The sequence below is a fragment of the Glaciecola sp. 1036 genome, assembly GCF_050306235.1.
GTDB lineage: Bacteria > Pseudomonadota > Gammaproteobacteria > Enterobacterales > Alteromonadaceae > Glaciecola.
This window is the reverse complement of record NZ_JBLWFH010000012.1, coordinates 36503-52989: the sequence shown is the minus strand read 5'-3', so window position 1 is coordinate 52989 and position 16487 is coordinate 36503. Positions and strand designations below refer to the sequence as shown.

The 16487-nt window shown below is 38.7% G+C and carries 12 protein-coding genes; 8 read left to right on the top strand and 4 right to left on the bottom strand.

The window, feature by feature from the left end:
* From uraH to ACNKW3_RS15760, 4 genes are all read left to right on the top strand, one after another.
* Window positions 1-324: a hydroxyisourate hydrolase gene (gene uraH, locus ACNKW3_RS15775; RefSeq protein ID WP_427400284.1), complete on the top strand. Its 324-nt coding sequence runs from the start codon at window positions 1-3 to the stop codon at window positions 322-324.
* The gene (guaD, locus tag ACNKW3_RS15770) at window positions 324-1646 is read left to right on the top strand and encodes a guanine deaminase (protein ID WP_427400283.1); all 1323 of its coding nucleotides are present in this window, start codon (window positions 324-326) and stop codon (window positions 1644-1646) included. Before uraH ends, guaD begins: the two co-directional genes overlap by 1 nt.
* Entirely contained in the window at window positions 1633-2832 is a 1200-nt protein-coding gene (locus tag ACNKW3_RS15765; RefSeq protein ID WP_427400282.1) for a urate hydroxylase PuuD, read from the top strand. The genes guaD and ACNKW3_RS15765 overlap by 14 nt, the downstream gene beginning before the upstream one ends.
* Before the next feature lie 92 nt (window positions 2833-2924).
* Complete coding sequence (locus ACNKW3_RS15760; RefSeq protein ID WP_427400281.1) at window positions 2925-4706, top strand: ABCB family ABC transporter ATP-binding protein/permease; 1782 nt, start codon at window positions 2925-2927, stop codon at window positions 4704-4706.
* Window positions 4707-4720: 14 nt separating this feature from the next.
* Here ACNKW3_RS15760 and ACNKW3_RS15755 read toward each other — a convergent pair whose 3' ends face one another.
* From ACNKW3_RS15755 to ACNKW3_RS15740, 4 genes are all read right to left on the bottom strand, one after another.
* Window positions 4721-6064: a class II 3-deoxy-7-phosphoheptulonate synthase gene (locus tag ACNKW3_RS15755; protein WP_427400280.1), complete on the bottom strand. Its 1344-nt coding sequence runs from the start codon at window positions 6062-6064 to the stop codon at window positions 4721-4723.
* A gap of 79 nt (window positions 6065-6143) precedes the next feature.
* Window positions 6144-6890, bottom strand: coding sequence for an ATP-binding cassette domain-containing protein (locus ACNKW3_RS15750; protein WP_427400279.1), 747 nt, complete (start codon window positions 6888-6890; stop codon window positions 6144-6146).
* 112 nt (window positions 6891-7002) lie between these two features.
* Entirely contained in the window at window positions 7003-7767 is a 765-nt protein-coding gene (locus ACNKW3_RS15745) for a GGDEF domain-containing response regulator (protein WP_427400278.1), read from the bottom strand.
* A 15-nt stretch (window positions 7768-7782) separates the two neighbouring features.
* Window positions 7783-7959 (bottom strand): hypothetical protein, encoded by a 177-nt coding sequence (locus tag ACNKW3_RS15740; RefSeq protein ID WP_427400277.1) that lies wholly within the window; start codon window positions 7957-7959, stop codon window positions 7783-7785.
* A gap of 278 nt (window positions 7960-8237) precedes the next feature.
* Here ACNKW3_RS15740 and ACNKW3_RS15735 point away from each other — a divergent pair, with 278 nt between their 5' ends.
* The 4 genes from ACNKW3_RS15735 to ACNKW3_RS15720 all read left to right on the top strand — a co-directional run bounded on the left by ACNKW3_RS15735 (window position 8238) and on the right by ACNKW3_RS15720 (window position 16468).
* The gene (locus tag ACNKW3_RS15735; RefSeq protein WP_427400276.1) at window positions 8238-11645 is read left to right on the top strand and encodes an ATP-binding protein; all 3408 of its coding nucleotides are present in this window, start codon (window positions 8238-8240) and stop codon (window positions 11643-11645) included.
* A gap of 279 nt (window positions 11646-11924) precedes the next feature.
* Window positions 11925-14030, top strand: coding sequence for a S9 family peptidase (locus tag ACNKW3_RS15730; protein WP_427400275.1), 2106 nt, complete (start codon window positions 11925-11927; stop codon window positions 14028-14030).
* Window positions 14031-14419: 389 nt separating this feature from the next.
* Entirely contained in the window at window positions 14420-15493 is a 1074-nt protein-coding gene (locus ACNKW3_RS15725) for a glycosyltransferase family 2 protein (protein ID WP_427400274.1), read from the top strand.
* A gap of 39 nt (window positions 15494-15532) precedes the next feature.
* A complete protein-coding gene (locus ACNKW3_RS15720; protein ID WP_427400273.1) occupies window positions 15533-16468 on the top strand; it encodes a glycosyltransferase family A protein in 936 nt (311 codons plus the stop codon).
* The last annotated feature ends 19 nt before the right edge of the window (window positions 16469-16487 follow it).

Sequence of the window (16487 nt, the reverse complement as noted above, 5' to 3'; positions counted from 1 at the left end):
ATGAACACACTTTCAAGTCATATACTTGATACAACCTCTGGTAAACCTGTACCAGGACTCACATTGATTTTAACCACACCAAGCGGAGAAGTTTTTACTGCCCAAACAGACGAAGATGGCCGATGCAAATCTTGGGGACCTACCTCATTTGAATCGGGTGATTATAGTCTTAGATTTGAGTGTCAGTCTTATCTTGTTGAGAATTACGGTCAATGTTTTTATCCCTTTATAGATATCGCCTTTACCTTGGTTGAAAACGGTGGGCATTACCACGTGCCTTTGCTTATTTCTCCCTTTGGTTTTAGTAGTTACCGAGGAAGTTAATGTCACATCAAGCGTTACTATTTAGAGGCAATATACTGCACTTTCCTGAAGCTACCATAACCCCTGATTACGATTTTCAGTGGTTAAAAGACGGCGCTTTAATCGTGCAAGACAATAAGATTGTTGCACTGGGTGAGTATGATGACTTAGTGACTCAATATCCCCTTGCGAAAGTGCACGACCATAGTGGAAGGTGGATTTTACCTGGCTTTATCGACAACCATTTACATTATCCGCAAACAGAAATTATCGGTAAATTTGGTGAACAGCTGTTAACTTGGTTAGAAAATTTTACTTTCCCCACCGAGCGCCAATTTGATCAACAAGAAAAAGCCGAAAAAATCGCTCATGTCTTCACTCGCCAATTATTGAAAAATGGAACAACCACTGGTTTGGTATTTAGTAGTGTGCATAAATCAGCAGCGGACACACTTTTTGCTCACACTGACGCACTGAATATGCAAATGGTCATTGGTAAAGTCTGTATGGATACCAACTGCCCAGAATATTTGCAAGATACACCGCAAAGTGCGCAACAAGACAGCGCTCAATTAATTCAAAAATGGCACGGGAAAAACCGAAACTTTTATGCACTAACGCCTCGGTTTTCTCCCACCAGCACAAGTGCTCAATTAGCCGCATTAGGAGAATTGGCAGTGCAATATCCGGATGTCTTTATTCAAACCCATTTATCAGAAAATAAAGAAGAAATAGCATGGGTTAAGTCCTTATACCCGGACTGTGATGACTATTTAGCGACCTATGAGAAATACAATTTAGTGAGAAAGCGTAGCGTGTTTGGGCATTGTATACATTTATCAGATGATGAATGGCAGCGACTTTCAGACGCTAATGCAACAGCCGCTTTTTGCCCTACATCGAACCTTTTCTTAGGCAGTGGGCTGTTTGACTTAAATAAGGCGGTTGAATACAAAGTTCCCGTTGCAATGGCAACTGACGTGGGAGGTGGAACCAGTTTTAATCTATTGCGCACCTACGGCGAAGCCTACAAAGTATGTCAACTAAACCATCAAATTTTCACACCTTTGCATGGGCTATACACCATGACCCAAGGACCTGCGATTGCTTACGGATTTGAGCATCAAATAGGAAATCTAAATCCTGATACCTATGCTGATTTTATTATTTTGAACCCCAAATTCGATGAATTAAGCGAAATACGCATTCAACAGGATAGCACGCCTCAAGATATGCTTTTTGCTATGAGTATGCTCAGCGACGATCGAGCAATAGAAGAAACATGGATTGCTGGGAAATTACAATATTCAAACACAAAGGAGTCGCCAGATGCCATGGCTTGATTGGATTTCACTTTTTGTACGCTGGTTTCATGTCATCGCTGGCGTTGCATGGATTGGCGCCTCATTTTATTTTATTTGGCTCGACAACAATCTAGAAGAACCACCAGCAGAGAAAAAACAAAAAGGCATCAAAGGTGATCTTTGGGCCATACATGGTGGCGGCTTTTATGAAGTCGCCAAATACGCCTATGGTCCTGAAAAAATGCCGCAAAATTTACACTGGTTCAAATGGGAAGCATACACCACTTGGATCAGCGGTTTTGCCCTTTTAATATTAGTTTACTACTTATCCGCCAGCGCTTTTTTAATTGATCCGTCTGTTATGCAATTGACCGAAGGTCAAGCTATAGGCGCGGGTTTAGGCATCATTTTTGGCGGCCTTGCTTTATATGAATTGGCTTGTAGAAGTGCTTTAGCAAAATCCCAATTAGCTTTCGCTATATTTTTAGTACTCTTGCTTTGTATTATTGCTTATGTTTCGGCGCATTTATTTAGTGGCCGCGGCGCCTATATTCATATGGGAGCATTAGTGGGCACCATAATGGCAGGCAATGTATTTTTCCAAATTATGCCTTCGCAACGCAAAATGGTCGCCGCAGTAGCCGCAAAACAAGAGATAGATCCTGCATGGGGAGCTGGAGCAAAACTCAGGTCAGTGCACAACAACTACCTTACCCTGCCCCTGTTGTTCATTATGATCAGTAATCATTACCCGATGACTTACCAACACGAATTAAATTGGTTAGTTCTCATGTTGATTATGGCTGTTTCGGCTTGGATTCGTCATTATTTCAATTTAAAACATCTGGGTATTAATAAGCCTTCCATCTTGGTCTCAGGCGCAATTGCGATGTTAGCCATCGCGGCTTGGATTTCTTGGCCACAATCCCAAATACAAAGTACGGTCTCTGATGAAAATGAAGGCGCTATTCTGGCCTATACTGACCAACAAGTAATGTCACTGGTTGAAACTCACTGCCAAAGTTGTCATTCGTCGAATCCCTCTGATGAAATCTTTAAAATCGCCCCTTTAGGGGTTGTTTTTAACGATTGGGATGACATACAAAGGCAGAAAAATCAGCTTTTACACCGCACAACGGTGACTAAAGACATGCCTTTTTTAAACAAAACCCAAATGACTGATATAGAAAGACAAAGGCTAGCCCTATGGGGACAAGCTAAATAAATACTAGTAGCTTGGTCGGCGAATTTTCTGTCTTTATTCGCCGACTTTTATAGGTCATAATCAAGTGACAACTCAATTAAGCAGAATATAACTTGCGCGCTTCCCGTTTTACCGTTAATGATGAAGCCAAATTCAATTGGCAAATAATTACCAAACTATGGCCCTACCTGACAGAATTTAAAGGGCGTGTTTGGTTAGCCATGAGTTGTCTTGTGGCCGCCAAATTAGCCTCGGTAACCTTGCCTTTTATTCTCAAACATATAGTCGATAATCTAAATTTAGACTCAGCTATTGCAACCGCAATGTCAGTCATCATTGCGCTAATTATTGCTTACGGTGGCTTAAGATTAGCGAATGTCCTGTTTGGTGAAATAAGAGATACGCTATTTGGGAGAGTTACAGAGCGTGCTATGCGCCGATTGGGGTTAACTGTGTTTAACCATTTACACCAACTAGAGTTAGACTTTCATTTATCCAGGCAAACCGGTGGTCTATCTCGAGATATTGAACGTGGTGTGAGTGGTATCAGTTTTTTGATGCGTTTTATGGTCTTTAATATAGGGCCAACTCTATTAGAGTTAGCCATGGTAGTTGGCATATTATTCTACAATTATGGCTTTACATTCGCTTCAGTCATTCTAGCTTCTGTCATCAGCTATGTGTGGTTTTCCGTCAAAGCGACAGATTGGCGAACCAAATATGTGAAAGCGCAAAATATGGCCGACAATGCTTCTAGCACGCGGGCTATCGATAGCTTGTTGAATTTTGAAACGGTTAAATACTTCAGTAATGAAAAATTTGAAGCGGATCGATATGATCAAGGGTTAGCCGATTGGGAAAAAGCTAGGCGTAAAAATCGACTTTCTCTGTTTGCCTTAAATGGTGGGCAGGCGTTTATTATTGCGTTTGCCATGACCTCTATGTTGGCCTTAGCAGCTTTTGAAGTGGCCAACGGCAATATGACTATAGGTGATTTTGTACTGGTAAATGCTTTTACCATGCAAATATTTATGCCTTTGAATTTCTTAGGCTTTGTTTATCGAGAAATTAGAGGTTCTTTAGCCAATATTGAAAATCTATTTTCTCTACTTGACCGCGAACCGCAAATAAAAGATAACGATAATGCTACTGAGCTAGAAGTCAGCTCTGGTAAAGTTGAATTTCACAATATCGCTTTTGCTTATCATCCTGAAAGACCTATTTTAAAGGATTTTTCGTTGACCATCGAAGCAGGTAGCAAAGTCGCTGTGGTTGGTGAGAGTGGTTCAGGAAAATCTACCTTAGTAAAACTGCTGTTTCGATTTTATAGCCCTCAAACAGGTAAAATCCTGATTGATGGACAGGATATAGCCGATGTCACCCAGTCAAGTTTGCGCCAAGTTGTGGGCATAGTGCCGCAAGATACCGTGTTGTTTAACGACACACTTTTCGAAAATATTCGCTATGGACGGCCCGATGCCTCAAAAGAAGATATAACCACAGCAATTGAAATGGCACATTTATCAGCTTTTGTGGCCAAGTTACCTGAAGGATTAGACACCAAAGTTGGCGAACGAGGGCTCAAGTTATCTGGCGGTGAAAAACAAAGAGTGGCAATCGCTAGAGCCATATTGAAGGGATCACCTATCATGGTGTTTGATGAAGCAACAAGTTCATTGGACTCTCAATCCGAACAAGCAATATTACAAGCGCTAAAAAATGTAGAGCATGGACACACGAGTTTGGTGATAGCACACAGATTATCCACCATTGTCGACGCAGATAACATAGTAGTAATGCATCAAGGGACTATTGTAGAACAAGGAAAACATAAGGCCTTGTTAGAAAAACAAGGCCATTATTATCAGTTGTGGCGAGCACAAAATGACAACTAAGACAATCGAGCTGACTAGATTTTCTTTAGATAATCCGCCACTAAAAACGCCATTTCCAATACTTGGTCCGCATTTAAGCGTGGATCACATTGGGTTTTATACGCTTGGGCAAGATCATCATCACTGATTTTGTAAGCACCACCGGTACATTCAGTAACATGCTGTCCTGTCATTTCAAGGTGAATACCGCCAGCGTGAGTGCCTTCTGCACTGTGCGCATCGAAGAAATGTTTAATTTCTTGCAGTATGGCATCAAAATTACGTGTCTTGTAACCGCTAGATGCTTTGAACGTATTGCCATGCATAGGATCTGAACTCCACACTACATGACGTCCCTCTTCTTTTACTCGGCGTAACAACGGCGGTAAGTTTTTAGCCAGATTGTCAGCGCCCATGCGAGTAATAAGGGTTAATCGCCCCGGAATATTATTTGGATTTAACGCATCGATAAGCTTAATCAACTCATCCCCTTGCATGCTCGGCCCAATTTTGACTCCAATTGGATTGTTTATTCCACGGAAAAACTCAACGTGTGCATGATCAAGTTGTCGGGTTCTTTCACCAATCCATAGCATGTGTGCAGAGCAGTTGTAAGGCTTGTCAGTTAAGGTATCTATACGCGTTAAAGATTGCTCATAGTTTAATAATAAAGCTTCATGACTGGTATAAAGTGAAGTTTCGTGTAGAGCTGAAGTATTCTCACTGTTAAGACCAATTACTTCCATAAACCCTAGAGTATCTTGAATTCGCTGAGCTAAATCCTGATATTTTTCTTTCAATGGATTGTTTTCAAGAAAGGTCATATTCCAGCGGTTTACTTGGTGTAAATCTGCCAAACCACCTTGAGAAAAGGCACGGAGCAAGTTCAATGTGGCTGCGCTTCTGTGATAAGCATCCAACATTCGCATTGGATCCGGCTCTCGCGCAGCTGCAGTAAATTCAAAACTATTAATAATGTCACCACGATAAGATGGCAATGACACTCCGTTGATTTCTTCAAAATCGCCTGAGCGAGGCTTAGCGTATTGACCCGCCATACGAGTAACTTTGGTTACAGGACAACGACCTGCAAAAGTTAATACCACAGCCATCTGTAATATTACTTTGAAAGTGTCACGAATTTTGGGCGCATTAAACTCATCAAAGGATTCTGCGCAATCACCACCTTGCAATAAGAAACCATGACCTAAGGCAATATTGCCCAATTCTTTAAACAGATGACGAGTTTCTTCGGCAAAAACTAAAGGCGGATACTTTGCTAGTTTTTGTTCAACGTCTTTAAGTTTTACCTGATCCTTGTAGTGTGGTTGTTGCAAAATTGGCTTCCCGCGCCAACTATCTACTGTCCAGTTCGTCACTATGTGTCCTTGATGTTTGTATGTTCAACATATTGTAGTAAATTTTTTTGGGGTCAGAATATAACACATTTTTGCGCAATTAATTAACTAACAAATAGCCTTTTGCTAAAGACGGATCAGCTATTTCTCGAAACTCTTGGTTATATAACGATGTCATGTTTACCGGTGTCACCACTTTATCCGTTTCGCCTAAACGAAATACCTTTCCCTTATCCAGTAATATAACTTTATCAGCGTAATTAAGTGTCTGATTAACATCATGATGACTCTGAACAACAAGGTTCCCTAACTTTACTATATATTTCAATAAATTAAGCACATTAACTTGAAAGTAAGGGTCGAGTTGTTGAGTGGGTTCATCAAGCAACAAAATACCTTGGCCGTTTTTTAAGGAAGGCCAAACCTGATTTATATTTCTTGCCAAATGTACTCTTTGTCTTTCCCCACCAGATAATTGTTTTAAGGGCTTATTCAACAGGATTTTAACTTGAAGCACCTTTTCAACTTCCTCAGGAAGCTCAGCGGTAGCATTAAAAAATTCAAAGGCTTCTTTTACGCTGATACCAAAATCACTTTCATAGTGTTGAGTAACCAAAGTATAAAAATCAGAAAGTTCAAATGCGCTATAAGCGGATAACCGCTTATTTTGTATCAGCACCTCTCCTAAAAAATCATTTTCTAATCCAGATAGGACCTGCAACAAAGAAGATTTTCCACTACCATTAGCACCTAACAAATGCCAGTATTCCCCGGGTTTAAAATGCACAGAGATATTATCTAACCGATTGTTAAGAGTGAGGTTTGTCGCGCTTAAAAATGCTGGCATATACAGAAATTTCGAAACTAAAATTGAATGTTAACACAGTTGGGAATATTAACTTAAGACTCCTATTTTGAACATGGATACTTGCACCGACTTAAGAGGATAACGAAGAATTTTAAATAACGACGCCTTGAATCTGATTCCGACCATTAGTTTTAGATTTGAATAAGAACTCATCAGCCTGATTAATCAATTCCTCAGTGTGAGTGTCTGCTGTAGGGCTAGTAACAATATACCCCCCACTTATGGTAACAACTTGATGACCACTGGTTGAATTTTTGATATTCAAATCAAACACAGCATCTTTAATCTTATTAGCCAGATGTTTGCAACCTGATGGTGGAGTATTTGGCAAAAATACTACAAATTCTTCTCCTCCGTATCGGACGACTATGTCTTGAGGTCTTTTTAAAACATTTTGAATAGTTTTAGCCACCATTTTTAAACATTTATCGCCCTCAACGTGACCATAGGTGTCATTAAATCCCTTAAAGAAATCAATATCGATCATGACTACACCAAAAAATTGTTTTTCTCGGCTGCTGACTTTTAATAAAGTCGGCACTTCACTCATTAAATAGTGTCGATTAAAAACGCCGGTTAATTGATCTTTAAACGTTTGTTCAGTTAGCAACTCAAAGCGAAGTTTACTTTGTAAAATGTTTTTTACCCGATGCAACAAAGTGGATGCAACTATAGGTTTAGCGATGAAATCCGCGGCTCCGGCTTCCCAGCATCTGTCTTGATCACTGGGTAAGACACTGGCTGTAATAAAGATGATAGGAATATGGGCTGTGGTTAAATTTGATTTAATCTGATTGCACAATGTTATGCCATCTAGGTTAGGCATATTTAAATCAAGAATAATAAGGTCGGGCATTAAATCGATACTGGCTTAAACTGCCTGCATGCTATCACTTAAACAGTGAACTTGAATGATTTCACCGAGAATTGAACCTAAAACTAATTGAGTAGACTGTTCGTCATCAACAATTAACACCGAGCAGTCGCTTAACGTCTTACTCTCGAAATTTGAAGCTTCGAAGGTTGTATAACCTTTTTGCTGAGTCATATATTTCCTGTTTTCTCAATCAATTCTATTGGCAATCTAGCTCCGGTATAAATTAGAAATCCATTTGTGTCTTTTGCCTAGACCAAAAATCTAGACTAACCAGTTTCGCTGAAATTATTTTAGACATAACACGATTAGGCGCTATATTTAACTAGGTTATTCCTCAGTTGTTATCTAACAGCTCGAAACCTTTTTAGTTATATCGACCGGTAAAAGCAAAGGCTTAAAATGAAGAGTATTAGGGTCGCAGAGAAGATATTGTTGCTTCAGGAACTTATATGCATTCAAAAAATACATTTCTGATACTCTCTTTCTGCTCAGTATTCATCATTGTATTAATCGCTTTTGGCGCTAATCAACAAATAACAGTTAATTACACTGGGGAGCTAGAATCTAATTTATCGAACAATATTACCGAAGTTGATAATTTTTTACTAGATAAAATAGATAGTTATAAAAGAGATGTATCCTTTTTACACTCAACGCCTCCAATAAGCGGTTTAACCCGAGCAAAAGCTGACGGCGTTGATCCTTTAGATGGAACTACGACTGAATTATGGTTAAAACGCTTAAGTCAGATTTTTGCTGGCTTTATGCAATATAAAATTGAATATAGTCAACTTCGCGTTCTTGATGCTCAGGGACAAGAGATTTTACGAGTTGAAAAACAGAATAATCAGGTGTCCGTAGTCCCAGAAAACGATCTACAAAATGAACGAGATAATCCAAACTTTTTAGCCGCATCTAAATTACATAAAGGGCAAATGTATCTTTCTTTGATAACGCTAAATACCGAATATGATCAAATCACCCTTCCCTACACGCCGACACTCAGAATAGCTAAACCGATCTACTCATCCGAAAATGAATTTTTTGGGATAATCATATTAAACGTAGATATCTCACCTCTTTTGAAAGGTATTCGCCAATTGGTGGCAGATAAATACAAAGTGTTTATGACGGATGCTGATGGTTATTTTATTAATCATCCGGATAAATCTCTTCAATACAGCCGCGATTTATCTTCCAACCACAGGTTATCTTCCGTCTATCAAAGGTCCCAAGCGTATAATATTTCCATTTTTGAAGATGGTAATAAGAAATTTTGGGGAATTGAAAGTTCTGTCAAAGTAGCGCAAAACCAAAAAGGCGGCGAAATTATTAACTACATTATGCTACCTGACCAAACTTATAAAGAAGAGCTTAACTCTCGAAAATTTGAGTCTATGTTAGCGGTCGTCATAACAACGCTTATTGGGGCATTTGCAATATCATTTTTGCATCGCAACAATAAAAAACTTACCGATTTATTAGAAGTTGCAGAAGAATCTCAATCGGCGATCGATGTAGCGGAAGACGCTGTCATTACACTTAGTAATGATTTAAAAATCAACATTGTAAATCGAGCATTCGAAAGACTTTTTCTAGTTCATGAGTCTGAATATTCAAAAAAAAATGCCCTATCATTTTTTACTGAATTAGGTGACAGCCAATTTGAACAAGCAATTGACGCCGTAAAATCCAGTCATCCAGCAACCAGTTATGAATGGAAATACAAATATGAGCATAAAAGTTTTTGGCTCAATACCAAGATTACTCATATCACAAATTCTAATTCTAGCGCAGCTTTTGCAATTGTGATTCGAGATATCACACTAGAAAAAGAATCCGCCAAACAAATTGAAAACACAAATAAAATTCTAGAAAAAACCGTAGAGGACAGAACAAAAGAATTGAAAATAGCCCGAGATAAAGCGTTAGAAGTCAGTAATTTAAAATCCAAGTTTATCTCGACCATCAGTCACGAGATGCGAACCCCTCTGAATGGGATAGTAGGCGCTACCGAATTATTAAAAAAAGAACAATTGAATGATAAACAAGCTCGCTTTGTTACCATGGCGGAAAACAGCGCCTTAGTTTTAAAGAATTTAGTCAATGATGTTTTAGATTTATCCAAAATTGAAGCAGGAAAGTTGGAGTTGAATTTTCAGGATTTTAACCCTGAACAATTAATTGAGAGTGTGGTGGGTACCATGTCTGTGTTAGCAAAACAAAAAGGACTCAATGTTTACCTTGATACAGTCGATTTAGATTTGCTTACCATTTCAAGCGACCCCTTTAGACTGACGCAAATTCTTAACAATTTACTCAACAACGCGGTCAAATTTACCCAGGAAGGCTTTATTAAAGTGAGGGTTTGGAGCGACATTCAGAATGATATGGCAAATTTTTGTGTCGAGGTCCAAGATACAGGCATTGGTATATCACCGCAATCCATGAACAAGATGTTCACAGAGTTTAGTCAAGCAAACCAAACTATCGCTACCAACTATGGGGGGACTGGATTAGGTTTATCGATTTGTAGAAATATCATCAAGCTTTTAGGTGGCGACATATCGGTAGCTTCAATTGAATCCGAAGGCTCTAAATTCACCTTTTATGTGCCTATTGAGGATTGGAGTGCTAAACCTAGAAATGAACAACTTAGGCTTCAACACACAATTACAGGCGTGATGGTAAAACAACCTGAGTTATTAAAATTATTGACTAAATTAATAAAAAGCAATGCAGGTGACATAGTTCATATAAAATCTAATCATGACTTTTCAGCAGTGGATAAAGTAAAACTCCTGATTGTTGAAGCTTCTCATGAACAATTCCAAGAATTTTGTGATCATTGGAATCACAATTTTCAAACGAGTACAGAACAAATAAAACTGATTGTGATAGCAAATTCTTCAGTCTCTAATAAAGATTTACCACGAAATGCCACCTTACTCATTTCACCTATTTTTAGGTCCACTTTTTTAAGTGCCGCTCTAAATAGTCGCAAAGAAAATAGCACAAATAATGCAACTGTAGAGCGTCGCTCAGTCCAAAACCATAAAAATAGTAAAGTGGAAGACGAGTTAAAAAATAAGGAATGCAGCATACTTGTTGTCGACGATAACTTAGTAAACTGCGAAGTAACTAAATTTCTGTTAGACCCTCTAAGTAAAAAAGTAGTCACGGTAGAGAATGGTTCGCAGGCAATTGATTATTTAGCATCAGAGGACAGTAAAATAGATATCATACTAATGGATTGTAATATGCCGGTTATGGATGGCTATGAAACATCCTCAGCAATCCGAAAAGGAATGGCAGGGGAAAAGTATTTGTCAGTCCCTATAATTGCAATGACCGCAAATGCAATGCAAGGTTCTAGGGAAAAATGTGAGCAGGCTGGCATGACCGAATTTATCTCGAAACCAATTGATGCTCAGTTGCTTTTTGACATTATTTTGGCGCAATTAAATAATCAAAAATCGAAAAGTAAAGCTGTTGAGATAACAAATGAACAGCTAATTTGGGATAAAAAATTAGCATTAACACGCTTGGGAAATAGAGAGCAATTATTACAAGACTTGATTAAATTATTTATCCAAGAAACTAAAGACAAATTGCATAATCTACAGCAGGGATTAATTGATCACGATCGTGCAAAAATTCGCTTGAGCGCGCACACATTTAAAGGTGTTTGCGGTGATGTAGGGGCAGCAAGATTACAAGCAATTCTTCAGCAAATAGAGCAATCCGCGGAAACGGAAGAATTTGACAGGTTGAGTGAAAACTTCCAAATGGTAGAAGAGCAATTACAGATTACGCTGGATACTTTTAAAGAATACATCAACGCCGTTAGCTATTAACAAAATCACCACGACTAAACAGAGGATTAGGCAAAAGAACCATTCTATGAAATTTCTGAACTGAGCTCAGCGCAAAATACATTTGCACTATATACACCGCAAATAGGTCAAGTTATTGAACTAAAAACCTCTTCCAACAGTTTTAGTTCATGGTGGCAAAATATTCAATAACACCCTTTACTTGAGGTTATTCATTTAATCTTATGAATAACCTTCACCTAGCCGTCATATCGATTTATGATAATGAAGGCATCTTAAAAATAATAAAAATGAGGACTTATGTTTACACTTCCGCTTGTCCATAGTAACGATAGAAAGTACAAATCGAAAACCAAGCAATTAATTTCTTCAGCTTTGCTGTTGGCCTTAACTAGCTTTAGCTTGTCTGCCCAAGACACAACGGCTGAACTCGAAGATTCAAAAACAAATTTATTCACTGCAGAAGATATTTTCCAACTTGAATATGTAACAGACCCTCAAGTTTGCCCAGACGGTGAATTTGTTGCCTACGTTCGTAATAGCAACGACATTATGTCTGATAGCACAAAATCCAATATTTGGTTAGCCGCGACAGACGGTTCAAGTCATAGACCTTTGTTATCCTCAAAGAAAAACTACTACTCCCCTCGTTGGTCTCCTAATGGAAAACGACTAGCATATTTATCCAATGAAGAGGGTAAACCGCAGCTTTATATTCGTTGGATGGATACTGGCCAAACGGCACTAATTACCAATGTTACATCTTCACTCGGCAATATCACTTGGTCACCAGATGGAAAATATATAGCTTTCACCATGAGTGTTGACGCCAAAGAAGAACCATTAAAAATAAAAATGCCGGCAAAGCCTGAAGGAGCAAACTGGTCGCCAAAATTTGAATACATCACCAAGGCTAGATATCAAAGAGACGGTCGTGGAGTGTTAGATCCTGCCTATACCCACATCTTTATAGTGCCAACTGAGGGCGGAACCGCTCGACAATTAACCTCAGGTAATTTTAATCATGGTGGAAGTTTAAGTTTTTCCGCAGATTCTCAACGTATCTACTTCTCTGCTTACCGTGCTGATGACTGGGAATATCAAAGTGTTGAATCTGATATTTATAGCGTAGATATGAGTGGCAATATTGAGCAAATAACAAATATGCCAGGCAGTGAGCACTCCCCTGTTGTTTCGCCGAATGGCAAATATATCGCCTTTGCTAAACGCGATGAAAAAAATCTGATGTATAGAAACCACTATCTGTATGTAATGAATACAGATGGTACAGAGGCCAAAAACCTCACCGAATCTATCGATAATACTGTCTCTGATTTTTATTGGAAGGACAACGCTAGTCTGTATTTCCAACAAAGCGTTCGAGGTTTGATACAAGTAGATATGGTTAACCTTTCAGGCAAAGTCCGTAATATTGCAAAAGGTATTGGCGGCACCACCATAGGGCGTCCATATGTATTTGGTAGTTACCACGCGGTAGATGATGTTGTCGCTTACACCAAAGGCAGCACCGACCGTCCAGCAGATCTTTTTGTTACCACTAGAAAAGAAAAACAATTAACAGCCTTAAATGAAGATGTATTCGGTCATAAAACTCTTGGAGAAGTAAAAGAAATCATCTATCAATCATCAATCGATGGAGAAGAAATTCAGGGCTGGTACATTTTGCCGCCAAATTACGATAGCAGTAAAAAATACCCTCTTATTCTAGAAATCCACGGTGGTCCTAGTCTAGCTTATGGGCCATTATTTACAGCCGAACTCCAAAGAATGGCGGCTGAGGGATATATCGTTTTTTACGATAACCACCGTGGTAGCACAGGTTACGGTGAAAGATTCGCCCTTTTGTTGCAAGGTAAATACAGCTCTGAATATGATTTTGCTGACCACATGTCTGGCGTCGACGCGTTAATTGAACAAGGGTTAGTGGATCCAGAGCAATTGTACATAACCGGTGGTTCTGCAGGAGGTATAGCTTCAGCATATGCCATTGGCCTGACCAACAGATTCAGGGCTGCCGTTGTGGCTAAACCTGTCATTAACTGGCTTTCAAAAGTATTAACTGCGGATTCTGGTTTATATCAAATTCCGAATCAATTCCCCGGTAAACCTTGGGAACAGGTTGAGCACTATTGGAAAAGGTCGCCTTTGTCATTGGTTGGTAATGTTACTACACCTACCATGCTAATCACCGGCGTAGAGGACAAACGTACTCCGATGTCAGAAACAGAGCAATTCTATCAAGCCCTTAAATTACAAAAGGTAGACACGGTATTGGTGAAAGTACCGGGATCATCTCATGGGATAGCGGGTAAACCTTCGCGCATGATTGCGAAAGTTGAAAACATACTTGCTTGGTTTGAAAAGTACGCACCTAAAACAGAATAAAAACCTAGATTCATCAGTAGATAGTCGACACTAATTTAATCAAAGGTCAACTCTTATGGTAAAGAATTCGTTATAGTTGACCGATAAAATGATTGAATATACTCTACTGATGACTTTTTCAAAGTTGGTAGATCACAACCAATGGTTACCAGCGTCTTGAAGAATGCGATAAGTCTTTCTAGTTCGCAGGCAAAAGTAAAGTATTCACGGTTGCCAGTAAGGTCAGCTTTTCTCGACTTTTTAATTTTGGAATGTTAAACGTACATGGAATTTAAGGAAACAAATATGGGTGTAAATGCTAATGTCATAACGCTCAATTGCTTCAATCAATTCCCTAGTTCTGAATCTGGAAGTCAAACTAATTCCTTTACCTTAGTAACAATACCAATATGAAACCCAGAATTTTACTCGCAGGTATTGCCAAAAATGAAGCAGCATATTTGCCTGAATGGATTTTTCATCACCTAAGTTTAGGCATTGATGAAATTTTAGTTTATATCAACAACACTACTGACAATAGTCAAACCGTCCTCGACAAGCTCGGTAAAACCCTTCCTGTTAAATATGAAGTTGTTGATGGTATTGATAAAGTTGAAAATGATTACTTTAATCAGCATATAGGCGCTAGGCACATAAAACTAGCGGCTTTGCAGTCAAAGAGTTATGCAAGAATTTATCAAACCACTGACCCCGAAAAGTTTGATTATATTTTATATCTCGATATTGATGAGTTCCTTTGCGTTAAATCCCCAATTGAAGACTTTTATCAAAGTTTATCAAACGCAAATGTGTCCTCATTTCAATGGTTTTCACTGACGGGAGATGAAAAAGAGTTTAGTACCTTCACTGAAAATCTTTGCGGAGAATATGATTACTTTAACAAGTATCTAGTGAAAACGGGATGCGAGAACATTGTTATCGAGACCAATCACGAAGCCTGGGTAGATGACGCTCCCCCCAAATTGAATCCACATGCACTTGTTGCACACCGAGTATTGCGATCACAAAAAGAGTATTTAGCCCTTTTGCTAAGATCCAACCCAGATGAAAAAAATCTATCTAATGGATTTAAGTTTAATCGCAGAGGCTGGACGTCCAAAGCCAATGATGCTTTGCCTCAGGAGTATCAGGCCTGTTTTGAGTTACACAAGGAAAGTTTCGACGATTTTTGTAAACGACTAGAAATTCAAGAAGACCTAGAAGTCGCGCGTGAGCTGGTGTTAGAAAGGGCCGAAATGGTAAAAACTATTGTGAATGACTTAAATATCTCAAACTCTGAGTTAGGACGAGTGCTCGCTGGAACAGGTCTTAGTCACTTTTCATTTTTTAGTTGGTTAAAAAAGAGTTCCAAAGACAGGTTAATTGTACTTCTATTTCCTTCATTAAAAATCCGGCACATACCTGTTCTTGATTACGTAAAACTTAAGCTGTCTGAAATGTTTAACAAGAAAAGTAAACATTAATGAATGATTATCAATAAGTGAATCTGTAAAGGTTATTAGATGGCAATGAATGAACAATGGCATATTTTTGTATTTTCTTACAATCGAGGCATTTTCTTACAAAACTGTCTGGAATCTTTAAAGCATTGTGCTGACGGTATCGATGTTACCATCATTGATGATAATTCAGATGATGAATCAACAAAAACCATCTTAGCGTCCATCCCAGAAAAATTTGGCTTTGAATTGGTGCACCCCCAGCGCCAAGGTGGCAAAGAAAAGCGCTTAGGTGGACTGTACTCTAACATGAATTTTGCGCTAAAAATTGCTAAAAATAACGATAAGTCATTTTGTATATTTATCCAAGACGACATGCAATTTGTCAGGAGCATCCAACAAGATGATTTGTTAAATATGCAAAATATTTTTCATTCTGACGAGCATATTATTCAAATACAAAGTTGCTTTATGAAAGCTGAAAGTTTCCATGCCTATGAACAAGGCATGGTGCTACATGAATCATTAGAATGTTATAGTTGGAAAGGAGCACCTGAAGGCAAATGGTATTTCTCCGATGTTGGTGTATTCAACATTGCTGCATTTGAAAAACACCACAACACTTTTGCTATTGGCGAAAACCTCAACAATGAAATAGCGCAAGCAAATAAGACCAAGCTAGTGCAGTATAGAAAACCTTTTATGATGTGGTTGCCTTTCCCTAAATCTTACCTTAGAAAAAATACCAAGTGGAAAACTCGAATTATAGAAAAAATTGCTGGCTGTGGGTTTTATCCTATTGAAATTTTTGATCACCAACAAGAGCAAGCCTTATCAAACAATCCTAAATCAACATATCCTATTGCGGAACATTTTCTCAAGGTTAAGGGATTGGAAAAGTACAAAATTTGGGGGTTTTCTGCGGGAATAATTAACTGGTACGCCAGAGGCGGTATTCGTAGATTGTTGGCGTTACTCATTTGGAGAATGTCCAAATAATGTTTATTCGGGTAACAGA

Bases quoted from the DNA above. Each gene is read 5' to 3' on its own strand.
- ACNKW3_RS15720 (WP_427400273.1), top strand. From the start codon at position 15,533: ATGGCAATGAATGAACAATGGCATATTTTTGTATTTTCTTACAATCGA.
- guaD (WP_427400283.1), top strand. From the start codon at position 324: ATGTCACATCAAGCGTTACTATTTAGAGGCAATATACTGCACTTTCCT.
- ACNKW3_RS15745 (WP_427400278.1), bottom strand. From the start codon at position 7,767: ATGCCCGACCTTATTATTCTTGATTTAAATATGCCTAACCTAGATGGC.
- ACNKW3_RS15735 (WP_427400276.1), top strand. From the start codon at position 8,238: ATGCATTCAAAAAATACATTTCTGATACTCTCTTTCTGCTCAGTATTC.
- ACNKW3_RS15725 (WP_427400274.1), top strand. From the start codon at position 14,420: ATGAAACCCAGAATTTTACTCGCAGGTATTGCCAAAAATGAAGCAGCA.
- ACNKW3_RS15730 (WP_427400275.1), top strand. From the start codon at position 11,925: ATGTTTACACTTCCGCTTGTCCATAGTAACGATAGAAAGTACAAATCG.
- ACNKW3_RS15750 (WP_427400279.1), bottom strand. From the start codon at position 6,890: ATGCCAGCATTTTTAAGCGCGACAAACCTCACTCTTAACAATCGGTTA.
- ACNKW3_RS15765 (WP_427400282.1), top strand. From the start codon at position 1,633: ATGCCATGGCTTGATTGGATTTCACTTTTTGTACGCTGGTTTCATGTC.
- uraH (WP_427400284.1), top strand. From the start codon at position 1: ATGAACACACTTTCAAGTCATATACTTGATACAACCTCTGGTAAACCT.
- ACNKW3_RS15740 (WP_427400277.1), bottom strand. From the start codon at position 7,959: ATGACTCAGCAAAAAGGTTATACAACCTTCGAAGCTTCAAATTTCGAG.